Source organism: Roseibium sp. FZY0029 (genome assembly GCF_036350355.1).
Taxonomy (GTDB): Bacteria; Pseudomonadota; Alphaproteobacteria; order Rhizobiales; family Stappiaceae; genus Roseibium.
In genome coordinates this window covers 161,974-184,794 of record NZ_JAZDVZ010000006.1, presented here as the reverse complement: position 1 = coordinate 184,794, position 22,821 = coordinate 161,974, and the positions used below count along the sequence as shown (strand labels likewise).

At 59.7% G+C, this 22,821-nt stretch carries 17 protein-coding genes; 13 read left to right on the top strand and 4 right to left on the bottom strand.

Features of this window, described 5'->3' with window-relative positions:
* Nucleotides 1-131: 131 nt before the first annotated feature.
* The 7 genes from V1T76_RS18630 to pnp all read left to right on the top strand — a co-directional run bounded on the left by V1T76_RS18630 (nt 132) and on the right by pnp (nt 8,875).
* Nucleotides 132-767 (top strand): RNA-binding protein, encoded by a 636-nt coding sequence (locus tag V1T76_RS18630; RefSeq protein WP_330562144.1) that lies wholly within the window; start codon nt 132-134, stop codon nt 765-767.
* A gap of 29 nt (nt 768-796) precedes the next feature.
* Complete coding sequence (gene infB, locus V1T76_RS18625; RefSeq protein ID WP_330562143.1) at nt 797-3,529, top strand: translation initiation factor IF-2; 2,733 nt, start codon at nt 797-799, stop codon at nt 3,527-3,529.
* Nucleotides 3,530-3,774: 245 nt separating this feature from the next.
* Nucleotides 3,775-4,182: a 30S ribosome-binding factor RbfA gene (rbfA, locus tag V1T76_RS18620; protein WP_330562142.1), complete on the top strand. Its 408-nt coding sequence runs from the start codon at nt 3,775-3,777 to the stop codon at nt 4,180-4,182.
* Between the two features lie 203 nt (nt 4,183-4,385).
* The gene (locus tag V1T76_RS18615; RefSeq protein WP_330562141.1) at nt 4,386-4,862 is read left to right on the top strand and encodes a hypothetical protein; all 477 of its coding nucleotides are present in this window, start codon (nt 4,386-4,388) and stop codon (nt 4,860-4,862) included.
* A gap of 108 nt (nt 4,863-4,970) precedes the next feature.
* Nucleotides 4,971-5,915 (top strand): tRNA pseudouridine(55) synthase TruB, encoded by a 945-nt coding sequence (gene truB, locus V1T76_RS18610; RefSeq protein ID WP_330562140.1) that lies wholly within the window; start codon nt 4,971-4,973, stop codon nt 5,913-5,915.
* Between the two features lie 209 nt (nt 5,916-6,124).
* Nucleotides 6,125-6,394: a 30S ribosomal protein S15 gene (rpsO, locus tag V1T76_RS18605; protein ID WP_006935430.1), complete on the top strand. Its 270-nt coding sequence runs from the start codon at nt 6,125-6,127 to the stop codon at nt 6,392-6,394.
* Nucleotides 6,395-6,745: 351 nt separating this feature from the next.
* Nucleotides 6,746-8,875, top strand: coding sequence for a polyribonucleotide nucleotidyltransferase (pnp, locus tag V1T76_RS18600; protein ID WP_330562139.1), 2,130 nt, complete (start codon nt 6,746-6,748; stop codon nt 8,873-8,875).
* Nucleotides 8,876-8,956: 81 nt separating this feature from the next.
* Here pnp and V1T76_RS18595 read toward each other — a convergent pair whose 3' ends face one another.
* Complete coding sequence (locus V1T76_RS18595; protein ID WP_330562138.1) at nt 8,957-11,713, bottom strand: putative bifunctional diguanylate cyclase/phosphodiesterase; 2,757 nt, start codon at nt 11,711-11,713, stop codon at nt 8,957-8,959.
* Nucleotides 11,714-12,214: 501 nt separating this feature from the next.
* Here V1T76_RS18595 and dapB point away from each other — a divergent pair.
* Both dapB and V1T76_RS18585 read left to right on the top strand, forming a co-directional pair.
* Nucleotides 12,215-13,027, top strand: coding sequence for a 4-hydroxy-tetrahydrodipicolinate reductase (dapB, locus tag V1T76_RS18590; RefSeq protein WP_330562137.1), 813 nt, complete (start codon nt 12,215-12,217; stop codon nt 13,025-13,027).
* Nucleotides 13,028-13,056: 29 nt separating this feature from the next.
* Nucleotides 13,057-13,677, top strand: a complete 621-nt coding sequence (locus tag V1T76_RS18585; protein WP_006935434.1) for a 2,3-bisphosphoglycerate-dependent phosphoglycerate mutase — start codon at nt 13,057-13,059, stop codon at nt 13,675-13,677.
* Between the two features lie 199 nt (nt 13,678-13,876).
* Here the strand turns inward: V1T76_RS18585 and V1T76_RS18580 are convergent, their stop codons facing one another.
* Genes V1T76_RS18580 through V1T76_RS18570 form a run of 3 tightly spaced genes read right to left on the bottom strand, consistent with a single transcriptional unit; the run spans nt 13,877 to nt 16,576 of the window.
* On the bottom strand, nt 13,877-14,878 hold the full coding sequence (locus V1T76_RS18580; RefSeq protein ID WP_330562136.1) for an adenosine kinase: 1,002 nt from the start codon (nt 14,876-14,878) through the stop codon (nt 13,877-13,879).
* 31 nt (nt 14,879-14,909) lie between these two features.
* Nucleotides 14,910-15,800, bottom strand: coding sequence for a prephenate dehydratase (locus V1T76_RS18575; RefSeq protein ID WP_330562135.1), 891 nt, complete (start codon nt 15,798-15,800; stop codon nt 14,910-14,912).
* A 29-nt stretch (nt 15,801-15,829) separates the two neighbouring features.
* Nucleotides 15,830-16,576, bottom strand: coding sequence for a 3-deoxy-manno-octulosonate cytidylyltransferase (locus V1T76_RS18570; protein ID WP_330562134.1), 747 nt, complete (start codon nt 16,574-16,576; stop codon nt 15,830-15,832).
* A 185-nt stretch (nt 16,577-16,761) separates the two neighbouring features.
* On the opposite strand from V1T76_RS18570, the gene V1T76_RS18565 reads away from it, so the two are divergent.
* The 4 genes from V1T76_RS18565 (at nt 16,762) to V1T76_RS18550 (ending at nt 22,771) form a co-directional block, all read left to right on the top strand.
* On the top strand, nt 16,762-17,313 hold the full coding sequence (locus tag V1T76_RS18565; RefSeq protein ID WP_330562133.1) for a c-type cytochrome: 552 nt from the start codon (nt 16,762-16,764) through the stop codon (nt 17,311-17,313).
* Between the two features lie 155 nt (nt 17,314-17,468).
* On the top strand, nt 17,469-18,890 hold the full coding sequence (locus V1T76_RS18560; RefSeq protein WP_330562132.1) for a diguanylate cyclase domain-containing protein: 1,422 nt from the start codon (nt 17,469-17,471) through the stop codon (nt 18,888-18,890).
* 108 nt (nt 18,891-18,998) lie between these two features.
* Nucleotides 18,999-20,879: an extracellular solute-binding protein gene (locus V1T76_RS18555; RefSeq protein WP_330562131.1), complete on the top strand. Its 1,881-nt coding sequence runs from the start codon at nt 18,999-19,001 to the stop codon at nt 20,877-20,879.
* A complete protein-coding gene (locus V1T76_RS18550) occupies nt 20,876-22,771 on the top strand; it encodes an extracellular solute-binding protein (protein WP_330562130.1) in 1,896 nt (631 codons plus the stop codon). The genes V1T76_RS18555 and V1T76_RS18550 overlap by 4 nt, the downstream gene beginning before the upstream one ends.
* The last annotated feature ends 50 nt before the right edge of the window (nt 22,772-22,821 follow it).

The following is a 22,821-nucleotide window of genomic DNA, read 5'->3' as shown; positions in this document are numbered from 1 at the left end:
AAAAGCCTCCTGTGTGAAGTTTCCGGCCCGGCTCTGGGCCGGCCGGGACCTTCGAATTCGCAAGTTCGATCAGCTTTTCTGCGCCGGGGGTGTTTCCACCGGAAAGCAGGTTGATCTAAAGGAGTGGCAGCGTGCCCAGGAAGAGTGAACCAACCGAACGGCAGTGTGCCGTGACCCGGGAGGTTCAGCCCGTCAGTACGCTGATCCGGTTCGTTCTCGACCCGCAAGGCGAGGTTGTTCCGGATCTGAAGCGGGTGCTTCCAGGACGCGGTGTTTGGGTGACCGCCACGAAAGATATCGTGGCAGTCGCCGAAAAGGACCGGAAAAAGGTCTTCGGCCGGGGTTTTAAAGGGGAAGCCTCTGTCGAGCCGGGACTGGCGGATCGGGTCGATGCGCTCATGGAACGATCGGCGCTTCAAGCGCTCTCCATGACGCGCAAGGCCGGCGAGCTGGTAACGGGCTATGCGAAAGTTGAAGCGGCTCTGCGGCAGGATGATGTCGCCGGGCTTGTCCATGCCTCGGACGCTGCAGAAGACGGGGTGCGGAAGCTGGCGGCGGTGGCTGCCGGCACTCAGGAACACGCAAACGGATGCCAAATCGTCCGTTTGTTCGATTCGGACCAATTGGATTTGGCATTGGGCCGGTCAAATGTGATACATGCTGCACTGCTTGCGGGGCAGGCGAGCGAAAACTTCCTGTCGCGGGTGCGCGATCTGGAGCGTTTTCGCAACTCCTCCGGGGCAAGCAGCGATAATGGCAACGCTTGAAAAGGCGGTTGCGCAGGACTGAAGGCAATATGAGCGATACGAAAAATCCAGGCGACAAGACAATCAGCGTTGAGCGTGGCAAAACGCTTGGCCTAAAGCGTGGCGGTGGCGATCAGGGAACTGTTCGGCAGTCCTTCTCGCATGGCCGGTCAAAAGCCGTCGTCGTGGAAAAGAAGAAGCGCCGTGTTGTGCTTCCGGGGCAAGAAGCAAAAGCAGACGCCCCTGCGCCGACCACGCAGCGCCTCGAGCGTCCGGCTGAAGCGCCGCGTACGCCGCCGCAGCTGGATCCGCAGGCCACCAAGCAGGCCCGCCGGTCCGCTTCCGGCCAGCGCCAGAAGGGCAACGGCAACGTTCTGCGCACCCTGACCAAGGAAGAAGCGGCAGCCCGTGCGGCAGCCCTTCAGATGGCCAAGGTGCGTGACGAGGAAGACCGCAAGCGCCGCGAAGAAGAAGACAAGCGCCGGGCGATCGAAGCCGCGCAGCGTCAGGCTGAAGAAGAAGCCCGTGCCAAGGTGGAAGCGGAAGAGCGCGCCAAGCGCGAAGCCGAAGAAGCTCTCCAGGCTACGGAACAGGCCAAGGCCGAACCGGTGAGCGAACCGGCAGCCGAAGCGGCGCCGGAAGCTGCTGCGCCTGTGCGCAAGGAAACGGCCGGTCGCACCGTGGTTCGCAAGCCCGCTCATGCCGACGGCGGCAAGCCGCCGAGCCTTGACGACATGGGCAAGCGCAAGGCGCCGGAAGCTCCGGCCGTCCGTGCGAAGCCCGGGCGCGAAGAATCCGAAGAAGAAGATCGCAACAACAAGAGCGTTCGTGCGGTCAAGCGCCCGAAACAGGCACCGGCTCCCGCTGCGCGTCCGCGCACCGGCGACGATCGCCGCCGCTCCAAGCTGACCATCTCCGCCGCCACCGGTGGCGACGACGGCCAGCGTGCGCGGTCTCTGGCCTCCATGCGCCGCCGTCAGGAAAAGGCGAAACGCGGTCAGCAGCAGGTCGTGCGTGAAAAGATCATGCGCGAAGTCGTTCTGCCGGAAGCCATCACCATCCAGGAACTCGCCAACCGTATGGCAGAGCGCGCCGTGGACGTGATCAAGCTTCTCATGAAACAGGGCCAGATGCTCAAGATCAACGACGTGATCGATGCCGATACCGCCGAACTGATCGCCGAGGAAATGGGCCACACGGTCAAGCGCGTGTCTGAAGCAGACGTTGAAGAAGGTCTGTTCACCACGGAAGACGATCCGTCCACCTTGCTGCCGCGGCCTCCGGTCGTGACCATCATGGGCCACGTCGACCACGGCAAGACCTCGCTGCTCGATGCGATCCGCAAGTCGAAGGTTGTCACCGGCGAAGCCGGCGGCATCACGCAGCACATCGGCGCCTATCAGGTCGATCAGGACGGCAACAAGATCACCTTCATCGATACCCCGGGCCATGCTGCGTTCTCGCAGATGCGTGCTCGCGGGGCGAAGTCGACCGATATCGTGATCCTGGTCGTTGCTGCCGACGATGGCGTCATGCCGCAGACCAAGGAAGCCGTTGCGCACGCCAAGGCGGCCGACGTTCCGATCATCGTGGCCATCAACAAGATGGACAAGCCGGAAGCCGATCCGAACCGCGTCCGTACCGAACTCCTCAGCGAGAACCTCGTTGTGGAATCCATGGGCGGCGACGTGATCGACGTGGAAGTCTCGGCCAAGAGCGGCCTGGGCCTCGACAAGCTTCTGGAAATGATCCTGCTGCAGTCCGAAGTTCTGGAACTCCAGGCCAATCCGGACCGCAAGGCGGAAGGTATCGTCATCGAAGCGCAGCTCGACAAGGGCCGCGGTCCGGTTGCCACCGTTCTGGTGCAGAAGGGCACTCTCAAGCCGGGCGACATTCTTGTTGCCGGTGCCGAGTGGGGCCGCGTCCGTGCCATGCTCGACGAGAATGGCAATCAGGTGAAGGAAGCCGGTCCGGCCAAACCGGTCGAGGTTCTGGGCTTCCAGGGCACGCCGGAAGCCGGTGACATGGTTGCGGTTGTCGACAACGAAGCCCGCGCCCGTGAGATTACCGACTACCGTCAGCGCCAGATCCGCGAGAAGGCCTCCGTGGTCGCCACCGGTACGCGTGGTTCGCTCGAGCAGATGATGAACCGTCTGCAGGAAACCGGCAAAAAAGAGTTCCCGCTGGTGCTCAAGGCCGACGTGCAGGGGTCCGCGGAAGCGATCGCCCATGCGCTCAACGAACTCGGCAACGAGGAAGTCGGCGCGCGCATCCTGCTCTCCGGTGTCGGTGGCATCACCGAAAGTGACGTCACGCTGGCGCTCGCTTCCAAGGCACCGATCATCGGCTTCAACGTGCGTGCCAACAAGCAGGCCCGTGAAGCGGCAAGCCGCGAAGGCATCGAGATCCGTTACTACAACGTGATCTACGACCTGGTCGACGACATCAAGGCTGCCCTCTCGGGCATGCTGTCGCCGGAGCGCCGCGAAACCTTCCTCGGCAATGCGGAGATCAAGGAAATCTTCCACATCTCCAAGGTCGGCAAGGTTGCAGGCTGTCTGGTTACCGAAGGTGTCGTGGAACGTGGCGCCAACGTTCGCCTCATTCGCGACGACGTGGTCATCCACGAAGGCGAACTGGGCACGCTCAAGCGCTTCAAGGACGAGGTCAAGTCTGTCGAATCCGGTCAGGAATGCGGCATGAACTTCGTCAAGTACCAGGACATGCGTCCGGGCGACGTCATCGAGTGCTTCCGCGTCGAGCAGATCGCACGGACACTCTGATCGAAGTCAGAAATCTACTTGAAACTGATGTCAGCGGCTTATTCAATTAAGCCGCTGACGTCGTATCTGGTCGCAGGTAACTCCGTTGTGCCATGGCTCGGCCATGGTATTCGCACCATCCAGATGGTCTCGCCACCGTCCGTGCTTCAGGCCCGGCAATGGCGGGGATCGCTGGGACCGGTCCGCCAACGGTGCCCGAATACGTCGGGACGGAATGCGCTGCCAGAGATGCAGGAACAACGACAATGGCAAGACAACACGGACAGGACAGCCGCGGCCCTTCCCAGCGCCAGTTGCGCGTTGGCGAAACGGTCCGCAAGGAGCTGTCCGATATTCTGACCCGGGGACGGTTCTCCGACCCGGATCTCGACGGGGTGATCGTCACGATCCCCGAAGTGCGCATGACACCGGATCTGCGCCTGGCGACCTGCCTGGTGATGCCGCTTGGCGGCGTCAATGCTGAGCAGGTCGAAAAGGCCCTGAACCGCAGCGCCAAATATCTGCGCGGCCAGGTGTCCCGCCGGCTGACGATGAAATACATGCCGGACCTGCGCTTCGTTCTCGACACGAGGTTCGACGACGACGACCGCATCGACACGCTGCTGCATTCTCCGGAAGTCTCCCGGGATCTCGACGCGGACGAAGAGAACTAGAGATCAACGGCTCACTGTTCCTGTTGAATTGTGGTCCCCGCGAAGGCGGGGACCCGGCAAACACAGGCGATTAGCTTGATTGCCGGAAGAGCGGGGTGCACTGGGGTTACCGGATCCCGGTCTTTCGCACCACTCGGACCGGGATGACATGAAGAGCAGTGAGTTCTTTGCCGAGGCCAAGGCCTAACCCAAGCGGACCCGATATGGCACTCTCCAGAACTTTCGCAGCTATCGCGCTTGGCGCGGCGACGTCCGCGTGTGTCGTGTTTCCGGTTCCACGCATCATTGCGCCGGAGGTCTCGGGCGTGCTGCTAAACGACGGTAAGCCGGTTGCGAATGCAGAGATCGAGTTGGTGGCAGCATTGGCTCCATCAGACGCATCAAAAGATAACCCACCAGGGTCAAGGCATGCAGTCACCAGAACGGATGCAAATGGCAAATTCAAAGTAGGGCCGCTGACAGGGGTCAAAACAGTTCATACATACGGCGATGAACTCCTTGGATTTTACATTGTTATCAGGGCAGGGAACAAAGAGTTGATAGGCTTCTCTGATAGTGGAACAGGAAGTGTCCCTTCAAAGATAAGTGGGTCATGCGACTTGGCAAAGGCGCATAAACTTGGAAACCAGGTGACTTACTGTGACCACAATAGACTTCAAAAAATCGAGAATGATCGCTGACGAAAGCTGATGCGTTCAGGATCTTGCTGTTGCGCATGGATGGTGGGTTCGACAGTCAGTTTTTCATTTCTCGCCGTAAAACAATTGCAATCGTATTGAAACGTTCTCATGGCACGCCAAAAACAATTCAAAAGAAAAAAGAACGCCATTAACGGCTGGCTTGTCCTGGACAAGCCCTATGGCATCACCTCCAACGAGGCACTTGGCAAGATCAAGCGGATCTTCTCGCCGGAAAAGGTTGGTCACGCCGGAACACTGGATCCGCGCGCGTCCGGTCTTCTGCCGGTTGCCTTCGGCGAAGCCACAAAAACCGTTCCCTTCGTCATGGATGGCCGCAAGGTCTACCGTTTCGAGGTGACCTGGGGCGTGGAAACCAACACGGACGACACCGAGGGCGAGGCAGTTGCCACGTCCGACGTGCGGCCCAATGCGGACGAAATCTCGGCTATCCTTGGTGAATTTGTCGGCACGATCATGCAGGTTCCGCCGAAATTTTCCGCCATCAAGGTCGCCGGTGAACGGGCATATGATCTTGCGCGCGATGGCGAAGAGGTCGAGCTGGAAGCCCGTCCCATCGACGTGCACCGGCTGGACCTGGTTGACTGTCCGGACGAGAACCGTGCGGTTTTCGAGGCTGAATGCGGCAAGGGGACCTATGTGCGGGCAATCGCCCGTGACCTCGGCCGCCGTCTCGGCACCTGTGGTCACGTTACCGAGCTGCGCCGGTTGCTGGTCGGGCCCTTCGGCGAAGACGACCTGATCGGGCTGGACGAAATCCTGGAAGCATCCGAGGCGCTTGAGGAAGGTGCCGGCGTCGAGGCTCTGGTCGAGGAGTTCGTGCTGCCGGTTCGCGAGGCGATGGACAATCTGATCGAGGTTCCGGTGTCGCTTGATGACGCTGCCAAGATCCGCAAGGGCATGGCCGTGTTGCTGCGTGGCCGCGATGCCCCGCTCAACACGGAAGTCGCCTTTGCCAGCCACGCCAGCGTGCCGGTCGCCATCGGCTCAATTGACAAGGGCCGGTTCCAGCCGACCAGGGTGTTTCACCTGTAAATTCGGGTGTGGCGAAAAAACCTGAGAAACCTCTGGATTCTCGCAAGGTTTTCCGCCATATTCCGCCGCCATTGGGCACTGATGCTCAATTCGTCCGGAAGGATCTTTTGCTGAACGACATCTCGGCTCTGGAAACGTCCGGATCAGGCCGGTCTCCGGCATTTCAACGTGTCCGGTCAACGGACCCCACTCTTTGAAAGGAAAGAGCGATGTCGATTACTGCAGAGCGCAAAGCTGAGCTCATCAAGGAATACGCCATCAAAGAAGGCGACACCGGTTCCCCGGAAGTACAGGTCGCGATCCTCACCGAGCGGATCAACAACCTGACCGAACACTTCAAGGGTCATGGCAAGGATAACCACTCCCGCCGCGGTCTTCTGAAAATGGTTGCGCAGCGCCGGTCCCTTCTGGACTACACGCGCGGCAAGAGCGAAGAACGCTACAAGTCGCTGATCTCGCGTCTTGGCATTCGCCGCTAAGATCTCAGAACCTGAAAGCGCGGTGGGTGAGAACCCGCCGCGTTTTTGTATTGCGTGACGGCTTTTGCCGGACGCAGCCCTTTCGGACAAAACACTGATCCGCTTCGGATCTTTGTTTCCTGAAAGAGCTTTGAGTGTTTCAAAATCGAGTGGAACGCTCTATAGAGACCTCGTGACATGTCATGGGGCAGGATTGCCGGCTTCTTTCCGTCTTGAGCGAAAGCAGCTCGTCGTCTTGCCCGTGACTTGTCCGCCGGTAACCGGCCCATACGGGGCCGACCGGGAATGTGTCTGCCATGACCGTGCTGTTCCGAAAGCAGCCAAAGGCAGGCAAAGCTGTAAGGACAGATGATGTTTGATATTCATCGTGTAGAAGTCGAGTGGGGCGGACGCCCGCTCGTCCTCGAAACGGGCAAGGTTGCCCGTCAGGCCGATGGCGCCGTGATGGCGTCTTATGGCGAAACGAAGGTTCTGGCGACCGTGGTGTCCGCCAAGTCTCCGAAGCCGGGCCAGGATTTCTTCCCGCTCACCGTGAACTACCAGGAAAAGGCCTTTGCCGCTGGTAAGATCCCGGGCGGCTACTTCAAGCGTGAAGGCCGTCCGTCAGAGCACGAGACGCTGACGTCCCGTCTGATCGACCGTCCGATCCGTCCGCTGTTCGCAGACGGCTACAAGAACGACACCCAGGTGGTCATCACCGTTCTGTCGCACGATCTGGAAAACGCTCCGGACATCCTGGCCATGGTCGCGTCTTCCGCCGCTCTGACCCTGTCGGGTGTTCCCTTCATGGGCCCGATCGGCGGCGCGCGCGTTGGCTACATCAACGGCGAATACGTTCTGAACCCGCTGGTCGACGACATGCCGGAGTCCTCTCTGGATCTGGTTGTTGCCGGTACCAACGACGCCGTTCTGATGGTTGAATCCGAAGCCAAGGAACTGGACGAAGACATCATGCTCGGCGCAGTGATGTTCGGCCACAAGGGCTTCCAGCCGGTGATCGACGCGATCATCAAACTGGCTGAAACCGCTGCCAAGGAACCGCGCGAGCTGGTCCTGCCGGATCATTCCGAGCTGTTCGGCAAGGTCAAGGCTCTGGCCGAAGCCGAGCTTGTTGCCGCTTACAAGATCACCTCCAAGACCGACCGCAAGAACGCAGTCGACGCCGCCAAGGCGAAGGTCGTCGAGGCTCTGATCACGAACGCTGCTGAAGGCGAAGCCGTCGAAAGCACCGTTCTGGGCGAGCAGTTCAAGAAGCTGGAAGCGGAAATCGTCCGCGGCGCGATCCTCGACACCAGCACCCGTATTGACGGACGTGACCTGTCGACCGTCCGTGCCATCTCTTCCGAAGTCGGCATTCTACCGCGTGCGCACGGTTCTGCGCTGTTCACCCGTGGTGAAACCCAGGGCCTGGTTGTTGCCACCCTCGGCACCGGCGAAGACGAGCAGTTCATCGACCTTCTGGAAGGCACCGTGAAGTCTCACTTCATGCTGCACTACAACTTCCCGCCTTACTCCGTTGGCGAAACCGGCCGCATGGGCTCCCCGGGACGTCGCGAAATCGGCCACGGCAAGCTGGCATGGCGCGCGATCAACCCGATGATGCCTCCGCATCACGAGTTCCCGTACACCGTCCGCGTCGTTTCCGAGATCACCGAATCCAACGGCTCGTCTTCCATGGCAACCGTTTGCGGCACCTCGCTGGCGCTGATGGATGCCGGTGTTCCGCTGAAGGCACCGGTTGCCGGTATCGCCATGGGTCTGATCAAGGACGGCGACCGTTTTGCGGTTCTGTCCGACATCCTGGGTGATGAAGATCACCTCGGCGACATGGACTTCAAGGTTGCTGGTACCCAGGACGGTATCACCTCGCTGCAGATGGACATCAAGATCGACGGTATCACCGAAGAGATCATGAAGGTCGCTCTGGGTCAGGCCAAGGATGGCCGTATCCACATCCTCGGCGAAATGTCCAAGGCCATCACCGAAGCTCGTGCAGAGCTCGGCGAACATGCGCCGCGCATCGAAGTGATGAAGATCCCGGTCGACAAGATCCGTGAAGTCATCGGTTCGGGCGGCAAGGTCATCCGCGAAATCGTGGAAAAGACCGGCGCCAAGGTCAACATCGAAGACGACGGCACCGTCAAGATCGCATCTGCCGACGGCAAGGCGATCAAGGCAGCCGTCAACTGGATCAACTCCATCGCCGCCGAGCCGGAAGTGGGCATGATCTATGAAGGCACCGTCGTCAAATGCGTTGATTTCGGCGCATTCGTGAACTTCTTCGGTGCCAAGGACGGCCTGGTCCACATCTCCCAGCTTGCTCCCAAGAAGGTTGCCAAGGTCACTGACGTGATCAAGGAAGGCGACAAGGTCTGGGTCAAGCTCATGGGCTTCGACGAGCGCGGCAAGGTCCGCCTTTCCATGAAGGTTGTCGATCAGGAAACTGGCAAGGAAATCGAAAAGAAGGAAGAAGCTGAATAAGCTTCCTTCCGACTGACGTGAAAAATGAAACGGGGGCCGAAAGGCTCCCGTTTTTGTTTGTCCAGGGAAGTGAAAGGCGTGTCACCCTGCCTGGGCCGCAACCGAATTCATGCCGTTCATGTTGGCGAGATACCGCTGGAAGTCGATGCCGGAGAGCGGCCGGGAAAAGCTGTAGCCCTGGATCAGCGAGCAGCCGAAGGAATGGATCAGCTCGCACTGCTCATGTGTTTCCGCGCCTTCGCACACGACGTCGATATGCAACGACGCGGCCATGGAAATGATGGCCCGCACCAGGGCCTGGCCGTCCTGGTCCCGTTCCAGGCCCATGATAAAGCTCCGGTCGATCTTCAAAGTGTCGATCGGGAGGCGTTTCAGGTGGCTGAGCGACGAATAGCCGGTGCCGAAATCGTCGAGAGAGATCTTGATGCCGAGCTTGCTGATGGCTTGCAGGATCTCGACCGGATTGATGCGCTGATCATCGAACATCACGCTTTCGGTGATTTCGAGTTGCAGGCGGGAAGGGTCCATTCCGGTTTCGCCCAGAATGTCCTCCAGCCTTGGCAGGAAGTCCGCATCCCGGCACTGACGCGGGGAAATGTTGACGCTGATGCCGTCGAGCTGCAGGCCGTTGCGGTTACACGACTGGAAGAACGCACAAGCTTCGCGCAGCACCTGCTCGCCGAGCGGCACAATGAGCCCGCAGTCCTCGGCAACCTTGATGAACTCTGTCGGCGGTACCGCGCCCAGCTTGGGGTCTGTCCAGCGCGCCAGGGTTTCGCAGCTCACCACACGGTTTCTCCGATAGTCGACGATCGGCTGGAAATTCAGAAGCAACTCGCCCTTTTCGATGGCATGGCGCAGGGCGATCTCAACCTGGCTCGCGCGGGCTGCCTGTTCGTTCATGCGCGTGGCGAAGAAGCGGTAGCTGGCGCCGCTGTCGGCCTTCGCCTGCAGCATGCTGGTGTCGGCTTCAAGCAGCAGGGCCTCATCATCTGTTCCGTCATGCGGGCTGACGGCGATGCCGAGGCTGCCTGCAAGCACAGCCTGATTTCCAGTCTCCAGATCGATAGGGTCCCCGACGATATTGAGAATGTCGCGGGCGGTCTGCTCGATCTGCCAGCGGTCTTCCGGGTTCGACAGAATGATGGCGAATTCGTCGCCGCCGATGCGGGCAACGGTCTGGTCCGGGCCAAGGGTACTCGTCAGACGCGTGGCGACGGTCTCGATTACCTTGTCTCCCGCCTTGGGGCCGTAGGTTTCGTTCACGGTCTTGAAGCGGTCGAGATCGAGGATCATCAGCGCCGTCAGTTCGCCCTTATGCTTGCCGCGCTGGAGTGCCTGGCGCAGTCTGTCCATGAACAGGCGGCGGTTGGGAAGGCCGGTCAGAATGTCGAAATTCGCGTTCTTGGTCGCCAGTTCCTCCTGGCGCTTGCGTTCGCTTATATCGGTGATGGTGGCGTAATAGGCCCGTTCTCCGCGCCATTCCGTCAGCCGGACATGTTGTTCCAGCCAGATGGTCCCGCCATCCTTGCGAATGCCCTTCACCTCATAGGAGCGAGGAGCGCCGCTGCCGTTTTCACGCATGTTGTAATAGCTGCGCAGACGGCTGTGCTCCTCCGGCGCATAAATCACCAGTGTGGGCGAATCGACCAGTTGCTTCGGATTGCCGGGTTCGTAGCCGCACATTCTCAGCAGGGCATCGTTCACATAAAGGATACGGTGATTGGCATGGACGAGCACGCCGTGCATCGAACCGTCGATCATGTCCTTGAACTGTGCGTCCCGGTTGCGCACGGACTCGAATGCCGCCTGGAACATGGTCGCCAGTTTGTTGAACTCGAAGATCAGTCCGGGGGGCGGCGGCGACACTGCCTTGTCCTGCCGCAGGCTCATCGCGTAGGTCAGCAGCCTGCCAAGCCCGGCGGAGGTGATGCGATTGACCAGAAACGCCGCGCCGATTGCCAGAATGGCCGTGTAGAACAGGAATGGCGTGAACAGCCGGGTGTAGGTTTCCTCGATCTTTTGCAACGTGTCCACGGGTTGCTTGATCACCGCGGAGAGCATGTGGCCGTCCAGCCCCTGCATCAGGGGCGCAAAGACGAAGAGATTCGCTCCGCTGAGGGCATAGTTGATCTCGTCCGGAGTGGCATAGAGCCGTTCAGGCAGAACCTCCGTGGTCAGGTCTCCCAGGCCCGCGATCACGTCGTCATGGTGATAAAAGGCAAGATCTTCCACCCGTAGCGACTTGGCGAGGACACCGGGCAGAGAGAAGGAATCGGTGATGGTGGTGCCGCCGTAGATCCTGCCGAGCGCACGGCCCGTGTCGGGATCCAGAACGAGAACCGAGAGGGCTGCGGTAATCTGAACGGGATCCGAGTCGTGATCCGCGTAGGTCACCCAGATGTCCGGTGGCATGGCGTTGCGCACCTTCACCGGCAACTGGTGGCTCAGGTCAACGAGCCCGAGGCTGCCGTTGACCCAGCCTTCCTCAGCCGGGCGGTCGATCAGAAGAATGTCCAGGACCGCGCTCGTCAGGCCTTCGGAAGCATGTTCAACGATGACCTTCGCAGTCTCCCTGTCATCATCCAGCAGGGCTTGGCGAATGTCCGGGTTGGCTGCCACCGCCCGGATCTGGGCTTCGAGCTTGTCCAGATGCTGCGTGAACACCAGCCTGGCGAGTGTCGCCTTGGATTTTGCGCTGCGGGCGATTTCATGTTCGGCAATCGACAGGCTGCCGAGATACGTGATCCAGAAGAGCGCAACCGCCGTTCCCACAAGGCCGAACGCAAACAGGGCCATGACAAGGCGGCTGAAAGGAATGGAAAAACGGGCCTTCAACGAAGCGCTCCTCGACCGGCGTGAATCATCTGACAGGCAAATGGCAGATTACGGGAAGCAAAACGGGAAGCAGTTCTGCCGGATGAAGAGAGCAGCCTGCCGCTGATCTTGCGAGAACAGGTCGCCCGGTGACGGTTGCCATGAACCGCTTCGGAAACTGCCAGGTTGTTACGAACCGATGAGTCCATAGCAACAGCATCATGACATCTTGTCTCCACTCCGAGAAGTTAAGAAAAAACACTTACAAATTTCAATGTAACTGCTTCAGGTTTACCGATTGTGAATTGAAAACGTGAAGATATTTAAATCTTATTGTCAATTTGATACGCTAAACTTGATAAATCAGATGGTTTGTTATGGTGATATTTGACAATCAACGGTTTCAGTGAGGGCCTTGGCCGCCAGTCGTGATCGGGCGTTTGCCTCCCCCGGTGAAACTGGTATATCCCCATCGGAACAGGAAACGGGCTGTCAGCCTATTGCGGAAAACGGAGCCACTTGATGGGGCAAATGCGCTTGGTAGTCGTTGGGGCCGGTGGCCGGATGGGCCGGGCGTTGACTCGTGCGGTCACGGAAACTCCCGGTGCCACAGTGGTTGCGGCGATCGAGCGTGAAGGCTCCGAATTTCTGGGCAAGGACGTGGGCGAACTGGCGGGAACCGGACCTTTGGGCGTTCCTGTCACCGACGATCCACTGACGGCCTTTGCCGCGGCTGACGGCGTTCTTGATTTTACCGCTCCGGCGGCAAGCCTCTGGTTTGCGGAACTGGCTGCGCAGGCCCGCATCGTTCACGTCATCGGCACCACCGGATGGGCCGAGGGGCAGGACGAACCGCTGCAGGCGGCTGCGCGCCACGCCCGGATCGTCAAATCCGGCAACATGAGCCTTGGGGTCAATCTGCTGGCCAGCCTGGTGCGCAAGGCCGCGGCCGCGCTCGATACGGATTTCGACATCGAGGTTCTGGAAATGCATCACAAGCACAAGGTCGATGCGCCTTCGGGCACGGCGCTTTTGCTTGGTGAAGCGGCGGCAGACGGACGGGGGATCGATCTGGCAGCCCATTCGGTTCGCTCGCGCGATGGCATCATGGATCCGCGCAGGACAGGTGACATCGGCTTCGCAACCCTGCGGGGCGGGTCTGTCATCGGCGAACATTCAGTGATTTTTGCCGGAGAAGGGGAGCGCATCGAACTCACCCACCGGGCGGAAGACCGGCAGCTCTTTGCCCGCGGGGCCGTGAAGGCGGCGCTGTGGGGATTTGACCAGAAGCCCGGGTTTTATTCGATGGCCGATGTCCTCGGCCTGGATTCTTGAAGATACGCATTTAGCTTGAGGAGAATGGCATGGACCGCCTTCTTGTGCTTGTCCGTCACGGACAGAGCGAATGGAATTTGAAGAACCTGTTCACCGGCTGGAAAAACCCGGACCTGACCGAGCAGGGCGTGGCGGAGGCCCACAAGGCAGGCGAACAGCTCAGGGACCTGAAGCTGTCCTTCGACGTTGCCTTCACCTCGGATCTGTCGCGGGCGCAGAAGACGCTCGACATCATCCTGGAAGAACTTGGCCAGACCGGCCTCGAAACCTTCAAGGATCAGGCTCTGAACGAGCGCGACTATGGCGACATCACCGGCATGAACAAGGACGAGGCACGCGAGAAGTTCGGCGAAGAGCAGGTCCATATCTGGCGCCGCTCCTACGATGTTCCTCCTCCCGGCGGAGAAAGCCTGAAGATGACCTCCGAGCGTGTTCTGCCTTACTACAAGTCGGAAATTCTGCCGCGCGTTCTGGCCGGTGACCGGACGATCGTCGCGGCACACGGCAACTCGCTGCGGTCGCTGATCATGGATCTGGAAGACCTTTCGCCGGAAGAAATCCTGAAGCGGGAACTGGGCACCGGCACGCCGATCATCTATCGCCTGGATGAAAACGGCGGCGTGGTCAGCGTTCAGGATCTTGCCGACTGAGGCTGGCCGGAATTCGGATCCGACTATCGGTAACACCCTGGAAGCGTTGCCAATAAAGGCTTCCTGATCATTTTCGGATAATGAAAAAGAATGTCCCGCTTCTTCCCTGAGGCAGCGGGACATTGTTTTTGACAGGCCGCTCTTTGGTCCGAAGGCGCTGATGCGTGAAAAAGGGCAGCCGCAGGCCGCCCCTTGAAGATCAGATCACGAAGCCACTCTGGGCAGCCAGGTTTTTCAGTGCCCGTTCCGGCCGGGCTCCAACATGGCTGATCACGCTTGCGGCGCACAGGCAGCCGAGTTCGGTGGCTTCCGCGAGCTTGTAGTCACGGGCGAGGCCGAACAGGAAGCCTGACGCGAACAGATCGCCGGCACCGGTCAGGTCGACAACATTGTCAACGACCTGCGCGGGAACCTTGACGGTTTCCTCTCGGCTGATGGCCATTGCACCTTCCTTGCCGAGCGTCAGGGCTGTCAGTGCGCCGGACTCCCGTGCCGCGTTGATGGCGCTGTCCAGATCCGACGTTTCGTAAAGGGCCTTCAGCTCATGTTCGTTGGCAAACATCAGGTCGACGACACCGTCGGTCAGGAGGGCCTGGAATTCGCTGCGGTAGCGGTCGACACAGAAGGAGTCGGACAGGGTGATCGCCACCTGGCGGCCGTTGGCATGCGCGACTTCGGCAGCCTTCAGGAACGCCTTCTTGGCGTCTGCCGGATCCCACAGATAGCCCTCCATGTAGGTGACGGCAGCGGAGGCGACGACTTCCTCGTCGACGTCGGCCGTGCCGAACTCGGTGCAAGCGCCGAGGTAAGTGTTCATCGTGCGCTCGCCGTCCGGCGTGATCAGGATCATCGACCGGGCGGTCGGCTTGCCCTCCTGCAGGCGCGACGTGTTGAAATAGACGCCGGTGCCATTCATGTCGTGATAATAGCTGTCGCCCAGCTCATCCTCGGCGACCTTGCCGAAATAGGCAGGGCGCCCGCCGAGCGAGGCAATGCCCGCGGCCGTGTTGCCGGCGCTGCCGCCCGAGACGCGGACGGTCTGTCCCATCTTGTCGAACAGGCGCACCGCCTCGTCGGTATCGATCAGGCGCATGGAGCCTTTGACGAGCTTTTCCTGAAGCAGGAAATCCTCTTCGATATGGGCGAAGACGTCGCAAATGGCATTGCCGATGCACAGGGCATCAAATCTTGTTTCGGTCATGAGTTCCTCTGGTTGTGTCGGGCAGCCGGCCTTACGAATAGGGATTGGGACGCAGGGCACGGTTGGCTTCCGGTTCCCTGATCTTGTCCCTGAACGGGCTTGCCCGGTAGACGCCGAGCATATTCAGCTCGGCACAGAAGAAGGCCAGCTCCTCGAGCGCAAGGGCCACCTTCGGATCTTCCGGATGGCCTTCAATGTCCGCATAGAACATCGACGCGAAAAACTGTCCTTCAAGCTGATAGGATTCCAGCTTTGTCATGTTGACCCCGTTGGTGGCAAATCCCCCCAGCGCCTTGTAGAGCGCGGCCGCAACGTTGCGCACCCGGAAGATGAAGGTCGTGATGACCGGCTGGCCGTTGTGCGCGGCCTCCATCTTGTCGCGCGAGAGAATGACAAAGCGGGTCGTGTTGTGCGCCTCATCCTCCACATCCCGGCGCAGGATGTCCAGACCGTAGATTTCAGCCGCCATTTCCGGTGCCAGAGCGCCAACGCTCGGGTCACCCAGCTCGGCGATCTGCCGGGCGGAACCCGCGGTATCGCCACCGACGACAGCCGTCAGGCCGAGCTCACGGATCACGTTCCGGCACTGGCCAAGGGCATGCACATGGCTTTGCACCTTTTTCAGGTCTTCAATCTTGGCACCTTTGACGCCCATGAGCTGGAACCGGATCGGCATGAAATATTCGCCGATGATGTGCAGCGTCGATTTGGGCAGCAGGTGGTGAATATCGGCGACGCGGCCCGCGACGGAGTTCTCAATCGGGATCATGGCAAGGTCGGCCGACCCGTCGGCCATGGCCGAGAAGCAATCCTCGAAGGTTGCGCAGGGGATGGCTTCATAGTCAGGATAGACGCTGCGGCAGGCCATGTGTGAATTGGCCCCGGTTTCTCCCTGGAACACGATACTTTTTCTGTCGGTCATGTGTCTTTCTGCCTTCCGGCAGTCTTTCGTCAGTTGGTCTGATAGGCCGCCCGGGCTCGTTCCAGATCTTCGGGCGTGTTCACGTCCATCGGCGCGCTGTCGATGACGGAGGCATCAATCCGCATGCCCGCTTCCAGGGCCCGCAACTGTTCCAGCTTTTCACGCTGTTCCAGCGGCGAAGGCGGCAACTGGACGAATTTCGCCAGGGCTGCCCTGCGGTAGGCATAGATGCCTATGTGGTGGTAGTACGGGCCGTCACCGTGCGGGGCGACGGCCCTGGTAAAGTACAGCGCGCGATGATGGCCGTGGCCATTGGGCGTTGTCACTGCCTTGACGAAATTCGGGTCGTCCCGGAAGGCGGTGTTGGTAAATTTCGTCATGATGGTGCCGAGGTCGACGTCGGCAATGGCAAGCGGTGCGAAGGCTGCGCGGATCGCTTCCGGTGCGATCAAGGGTACATCGCCCTGCACATTCAGGATGACGTCGTGCTTGCCGTCAGGGTCGATCAGCCCGGCAGCTTCGTGAATGCGGTCGGAGCCGGAGGCGTGGTCGACCCGGGTCATCACTGCCTTGCCGCCGTGATCCTGCACCGCTTCGAAAATGTCCTTGTCGTCACAGGCAACGGCGACCGGACCGATATCCGCATTGCGGGCCTGTTCCAGAACACGCACGATCATGGGTTTTCCGCAAATGTCCGCAAGCGGTTTGCGGGGTAGGCGGGTGGCAGCGAGGCGGGCCGGGATAATCACAAGAGCAGCGGTCAATCGGGTCTCCATGGAGCCGGACGGGCGGAAAAATATGCGAAAAACACGTGCCGCGTCCGTTTGTCGTATCAGATGCCCTTTTAAAGCTATGGACAGCAAGGTCAAAAAATTTGTAGGTTCCGGCAAATTTCGAAAAGCTGATAGGGTTCGCGGCGACGCTGCGGGCCCGGACGCGTATGAGCTTGGAGCCGGAGAGAATGGATTCCTTCACGCTGAACAAGGCCGCTGGTGCGGTACTTATGGTTCTGATTCTGACTATGGGTGTCGGCATTGTCTCCGACATCATCTTCCATCCGACGATTCCGGGTAAGCCGGGCTATGAGATCGTCGTGGCGTCCGCAGAGGATAGCACCTCTGAAGTGGGTGCTGTTCCGGAAGTCGTTCCGATCTCCGAGCGCCTGATCGAAGCGTCTGCTGAAGATGGGGCCAAAGTGGCCAAGAAGTGCGCCGCCTGCCACGACTTCACGCAGGGCGGAGCCAACAAGGTCGGCCCGGCACTGTGGGGTGTGGTTGGCCGCAAGCCCGGTGCGCATGAAGGTTTCGGTTATTCTTCCGCAATGACCGCATTCGGCGAAGCGAATGCCGAGTGGACCTACGAAGAACTGGACCACTTCCTGGAGTCGCCGAAGAACTTCATTTCGGGCACCACGATGGGCTTCGCCGGTCTGCGTAAACCGGAAGACCGGGCTGACATTATTGCCTATCTTCGCGAGCAGTCCGATTCGCCGGTACCGTTGCCGACCGAGTAAAATCGCGACGTCACTGCGCACGTCACTTGAATGTTGGAGAAGCCGGGTGAATTACCCGGCTTTTTTATTTGATTTATATCAAAAATTAACAAAACTTACGTAGCGTCGTTTGATTGAAGGTGGTGAGATCAGGCAAGGAGCCTATGGGCATCAACTTGGCCAGGAGATTGTTTTCCAAGTCGAATGGAACGTGGGCCGCGTCCGTTGTTGCCGCCGTCTGTTTTCTTGCAGGCATCGCCGTTACCGCCCATGTCGGCCAACTGGTCCGCAACGAACTCGTTTCCCAGCACAAACGTCAGGCCGTCGCATTCTTGTCGGAAGCGCGCGCACGCCTGGAAGGCGAAATCAACCGGACAGTAGCCTACGGGCTTGGGATCCGGGCCTATGTCTCCCGGTTCGTGGAACAGCCCTTCAACATGGAGGACTACCGTGCGATCGCGGCCGAGCTGATCGAGGAAAATCCGTCCATCCGGTCTATCGGCCTGGCGCCCAACAACATTCTGCGCGCGGTTTACCCTCTGGAGCCGAACCGGGCGGCGCTCGGTCTGAATTACCGGATGAACACTGCCCAGTGGCCAGCGATCCGACAGGCCATGATGACGCGCGAGGTCGTGATTGCCGGTCCGCTGGATCTGGTGCAGGGCGGCAGGGCCCTGTTGATCCGCATTCCCATTTTCCCGGCAAGCTTTATCGGTCAACCGCTCAAGGAGCGTAGCTACTGGGGAATTGCCACCCTGGTGGTGGACGAAGAGGGCATGATGACCACGGCCGGCATCTCGGATGTCATGAACAATCTCTACATCGGCCTTGTGAACAGGAGCGCCCTTGCCTCCAACAACATGATCTTCGGTAGTCCGGCCTTGCTGGAAAAGGATCACGTGTCTCTGCCGCTTCACCTTCCCGGAGGTCTCGACTGGGAACTTGTCGGCATGCCGGAACACGGCTGGTCGAGCACCGGTAACCAGGTCTGGATCACCCAGCTCGTCGGCAGTCTCATTTCGCTGGTGTTCGGTGCAATGGCGTTTCTGCTAATCAGCGAGGTCTACAAGGTGCGTTCCATGGCGCTGCACGATCCGCTGACAGGCCTGGCCAACCGGCGGCTGCTGGAAGATCGCATGCACCAGCTTGCCGCCATGTGTGAGCGCAGCGGCTCGGGCTTCGAGATTTTCTATGTCGACCTGGATGCCTTCAAGCCGGTCAACGACAACTATGGCCACGCGGTAGGGGATCAGCTTCTGATCGAGGTTGGGCAGCGTCTGCAGAACCAGATCCGCCAGACAGATACCGTGGCCCGGGTCGGCGGCGACGAGTTCATCGTGCTGACACCAGGCAACATGCGGCGCCAGGAAAAGGATACCTTTCTCAAACGGCTCAGTGAACGTGTCAGCCAGGCCTTCGAGTGTTCGGGTACCAGCATCGATGTGAAGGCCAGTATTGGCACGGCAAGCTATCCTGGCGATGCTGCCACGGTGGAAGATCTGCTGAGGGTCGCCGACGGCAGAATGTACGCGCAAAAGGCCAAGTCGCAGCGAAATTCACAGGATATCCCCGAAGAAGGCCTCCCCCAGACAGGTTAAATTTCTGTCATCTCGACCACCAGCAGGTGACGCAGGGCCGTCAGGTCCCTACACTGATTCTCTGAACCGGCGATTTGGGTTCGGGAACCGGAAGGGACGGAGAAGCCGATGGTGTTCAAATGGCATGCAGGGAAATGCGCTGCAGCAGCGCTTGTCGTGACCAGTGTGGTGGTGATGTCGGGGATCGGTTCTGGACCGGCCACGGCCGCTGAACCGGAATGGCACCACGCGGCCGCCCTCAACGGGACACCCAAATACGGTCCCGATGCCAAACATTTCGACTACGTCAATCCGGATGCGCCCAAGGGAGGTACGGTAAGGCTGTCCGCCAGCGGCGGTTTCGACACTTTCAACATTTTGGCGCAGAAAGGCAACATCGCCCCCGGCATCCTGAATATCTACGAAAGCCTGATGGAACCCTCTCTGGATGAAGAGGACATCAGCGCCCAATACGGCGTTCTGGCCGAGGCGGTCCGCTTTCCCGATGATTACTCCTGGGTCGAATACCGGCTCAACCCAAATGCGAAGTGGCATGACGGCGAGCCGGTGACCGCAGAAGATGTCATCTGGTCGTTCGAGAAGGCGATCGAACTCGATCCGCAGCGCAAATACTACTTTCAAAACGTCGAGACGGCAGAGGTCGTGGGAGACGGCACCGTGCGTTTCGCCTTCGACGTGAGCGGAAACCGCGAGCTGCCCAAGATCATGGGCCAGTTGACCGTGCTTCCCAAACACTGGTGGGAAGGGACAAATGAAAAGGGCGAAGCCCGGGACATTTCCCGGACAACTCTCGAGCCGCCGCTTGGCTCCGGCGCCTACAGGATAAAGGAATTCTCTCCCAACCGGCAGGTGATCTACGAACGCGTGCCGGACTATTGGGGCAAGGATCTGCCGATCCGGGTCGGAACCGACAATTTCGATGAAATCCGGTACATTTCCTTCCTCGACGATTCCGTCCAGTTCGAAGCCTTCAAGGGCGACCAGTACGACTTTCATGTAGAGCGCAGTTCCAGCCAATGGGCCAAGCGCTACGACTTTCCCGCCGTCAACGACGGCCGGGTGGTGAAAGAGATCTTTCCCGACAAGTCCTCCGGAGTGATGCAGGGCTTTTTCCTGAACATGCGCCGGGAAAAGTTCCAGAACCCGGATGTGCGTGAGGCGCTCAACTACGCCTATGATTTCGAGACCACCAACGAGATCGTTTCCGCCAACCTGCTCAAGCGGGTCAATTCCTATTTCGCCGGCACGGAACTGGCGTCCAGCGGCTTGCCGCAGGGAAAGGAACTGGAGATTCTGGAAGAAGTGCGGGACATGGTGCCGCCCGAGGTCTTCACGCAGGAATACAAAAATCCCGTGGGCGGCAATCCTCAGAACGTACGTGCCAACCTGCGGGAGGCAGTCAAGCTGCTGCGCAAGGCCGGGTACGAGCTGAAGGACCGCAAGATGGTCGATACAAAGACCGGCGAACAGCTCAGCATCGAATTTCTCTATCGCGACAAGGCCAGCGAACGCACCCTCTTGCCTTATGCGCAGAACCTGGAAAACATCGGCATCAAACCGGTTCTGCGTCTGGTCGACACCTCGCAATTCGTCAACCGTGTCCGCAGCCGCGATTTCGATACGGTGGTGCTGGCCATCGGCCAGTCACTGTCACCGGGCAACGAGCAGCGGGAGTATTGGGGTTCCGCATCCGCCGACAACGAAAGCTCGGCCAACTATGCCGGCATCAAGAACCCGGCGATCGACAAGCTGATCGACAAGGTCATCTTCGCGCAGGACCGGGAAACGCTGGTGGCTGCCACCCACGCACTCGATCGTGTGTTGTTGTGGAACCACTATGTGGTGCCGCAGTTCTATTCCGACGAAACCCGTACGGCACGCTGGAATCGCTTCGGCCATCCGCAAAAGATGCCGGAGTACAGCACAGGGTTCCCGACCATCTGGTGGTATGACGAGGCTTTGGCCGCCAAGACGGGAGCCGCGAGATGAGCACAAACCTGACGGCCACCCGCCGGCGTTTCCTGCAAATGAGCAGCGCCGCGGCGCTGGCGTCTGCAGCCCCCTGGCCGGTCTCATCTGCCTTCTCGGCGGAAATCGCGCATCCGGACGGGCCCGTACACGGACTTTCCGTCTTCGGTGATCTGAAATATGGTCCGGACTTTACCCAGTTCGAGTATGTCAACCGACTGGCCCCGCAGGGCGGCACCTTCTCGTTTCAGGCGCCCTACTGGTACTTCAACCAGAACGTCCTGACCTATAACACCTTCAATTCCTTCATCCTGAAGGGCGACGCTCCACCGCGTATGGAGCTGTGTTTCGACACCTTGATGGTGCGGGCTCATGACGAACCGGACGCGGTCTATGGCCTTGTGGCCGAAACGGTCGAAGTGTCGCAGGACGGCAACGTCTTCACCTTCAATCTCAGGCCGGAAGCCAGGTTTCACGACGGCTCCAAACTGACCGCCGAGGATGTCGCCTTTTCGCTGCTGCTGCTGAAGGCCGATGGTCACCCCATGCTCAGCCAGCCGCTGTCAGCACTGAAGGATGCAGTCGTGCTGGACGACCATAAAGTCGCGCTGCAGTTCACCGGGACGCAGTCGCGCAATCTGCCTCTCGTCGTCGCGGCGGACTATCCGATCTTCTCCAAGCGTTATTACACCGCCTACGATTTCAAGCAGTCGACGCTGACGCCGCCGCTATCGTCCGGTCCCTACAAGGTCGGCAAACATGCCGTCGGCCATTACGTCGAATATCACCAGGTCGAAAACTACTGGGCCAAGGATTTGCCGGTCCGGGTGGGGCAGTGCAATTTCGCGGTTATCCGGGTCGAGTTCTACCGAGAACGCCAGACGGCCTTCGAAGCCTTCAAGAAGGGCGAAACGCTTTACCGCGAAGAGTTCACTTCCAAGAACTGGGCAACGGAATACAATTTCCCGGCCGTTGAAGAGGGCAAGGTCGTGCGTCGCGAGTTTCCCGACGGTCGTCCGTCAGGGGCTCAGGGCTGGTTCATGAACACCCGGCGCGACAAGTTCAAGGATCTGCGTGTACGCGAAGCCCTTGGCTACGCCTTCGACTTCGAATGGTCGAACCAGAATCTTTTTTACGGGCTTTATACGAGAACCCAGTCGTTCTTTGAAAACTCAGACATGAAAGCGGAAGGAATGCCCTCGGCTGCGGAACTGGCGCTGCTGGAGCCTTTCCGCGGCCAGGTGCCGGAGGCCGTCTTCGGCGAAGCCGTAATGCAGCCTGTCAGCGACGGCTCGGGCTATGACCGCAAGCTGCTGAAACGGGCAAGCGAACTGCTGGCCGAGGCCGGTTATACCCGGAAGGGATCGGATCTCGTGGGCCCGGACGGCAATCCGTTGACGATCGAGTTCCTGAACAACACCGCCGCGTATGAGCGGATCGTCAATCCGATGATCAAGAACCTGGGGCGGCTCGGCATCAAGGCCAGTTTGCGCATTGTCGATCCGGCGCAATATGAAGCTCGCCTCAATGAATACGACTTCGATATTGCCAGCCGCAGGTTGAGCCTGTCGCCGACGCTGTCAGACACGATTCGCGAAATGTGGGGTTCGAAGGCCGCATCGATTCCAGGCACCTACAACACTTCCGGCATTGCCAGCCCCGTTGTCGATGCGCTGATCGACAAGGCCATCGCGGCGACAACGCGGGTGGATATGGTCACTGCGGCACGGGCTCTGGACCGGGTGTTGCGGGCCGGGCACTACTGGATCCCGCAGTGGTTCAAGAACGTCCACACTGTTGCCATGTGGGATGTCTACGGCTTTCCCGAAGAAACCCCGCGCTACTTCTTCCCTGTTGAAGAACTGTGGTGGACAGACAAGGAAAAGGCGGAAAAGCTCGGCAAAGCCGGGTAATATTTCAAGCGAAACCTCCGGCCCACTTCAGAAGGCCAAGACAAAAGGGA

What these genes read in the sequence shown, in the direction of transcription:
- infB (WP_330562143.1), top strand. Translation starts at nt 797, where the DNA reads ATGAGCGATACGAAAAATCCAGGCGACAAGACAATCAGCGTTGAGCGT.
- rbfA (WP_330562142.1), top strand. Translation starts at nt 3,775, where the DNA reads ATGGCAAGACAACACGGACAGGACAGCCGCGGCCCTTCCCAGCGCCAG.
- V1T76_RS18615 (WP_330562141.1), top strand. Translation starts at nt 4,386, where the DNA reads ATGGCACTCTCCAGAACTTTCGCAGCTATCGCGCTTGGCGCGGCGACG.
- truB (WP_330562140.1), top strand. Translation starts at nt 4,971, where the DNA reads ATGGCACGCCAAAAACAATTCAAAAGAAAAAAGAACGCCATTAACGGC.
- rpsO (WP_006935430.1), top strand. Translation starts at nt 6,125, where the DNA reads ATGTCGATTACTGCAGAGCGCAAAGCTGAGCTCATCAAGGAATACGCC.
- pnp (WP_330562139.1), top strand. Translation starts at nt 6,746, where the DNA reads ATGTTTGATATTCATCGTGTAGAAGTCGAGTGGGGCGGACGCCCGCTC.
- dapB (WP_330562137.1), top strand. Translation starts at nt 12,215, where the DNA reads ATGGGGCAAATGCGCTTGGTAGTCGTTGGGGCCGGTGGCCGGATGGGC.
- V1T76_RS18585 (WP_006935434.1), top strand. Translation starts at nt 13,057, where the DNA reads ATGGACCGCCTTCTTGTGCTTGTCCGTCACGGACAGAGCGAATGGAAT.
- V1T76_RS18580 (WP_330562136.1), bottom strand. Translation starts at nt 14,878, where the DNA reads ATGACCGAAACAAGATTTGATGCCCTGTGCATCGGCAATGCCATTTGC.
- V1T76_RS18575 (WP_330562135.1), bottom strand. Translation starts at nt 15,800, where the DNA reads ATGACCGACAGAAAAAGTATCGTGTTCCAGGGAGAAACCGGGGCCAAT.
- V1T76_RS18570 (WP_330562134.1), bottom strand. Translation starts at nt 16,576, where the DNA reads ATGGAGACCCGATTGACCGCTGCTCTTGTGATTATCCCGGCCCGCCTC.
- V1T76_RS18565 (WP_330562133.1), top strand. Translation starts at nt 16,762, where the DNA reads ATGGATTCCTTCACGCTGAACAAGGCCGCTGGTGCGGTACTTATGGTT.
- V1T76_RS18555 (WP_330562131.1), top strand. Translation starts at nt 18,999, where the DNA reads ATGGTGTTCAAATGGCATGCAGGGAAATGCGCTGCAGCAGCGCTTGTC.
- V1T76_RS18550 (WP_330562130.1), top strand. Translation starts at nt 20,876, where the DNA reads ATGAGCACAAACCTGACGGCCACCCGCCGGCGTTTCCTGCAAATGAGC.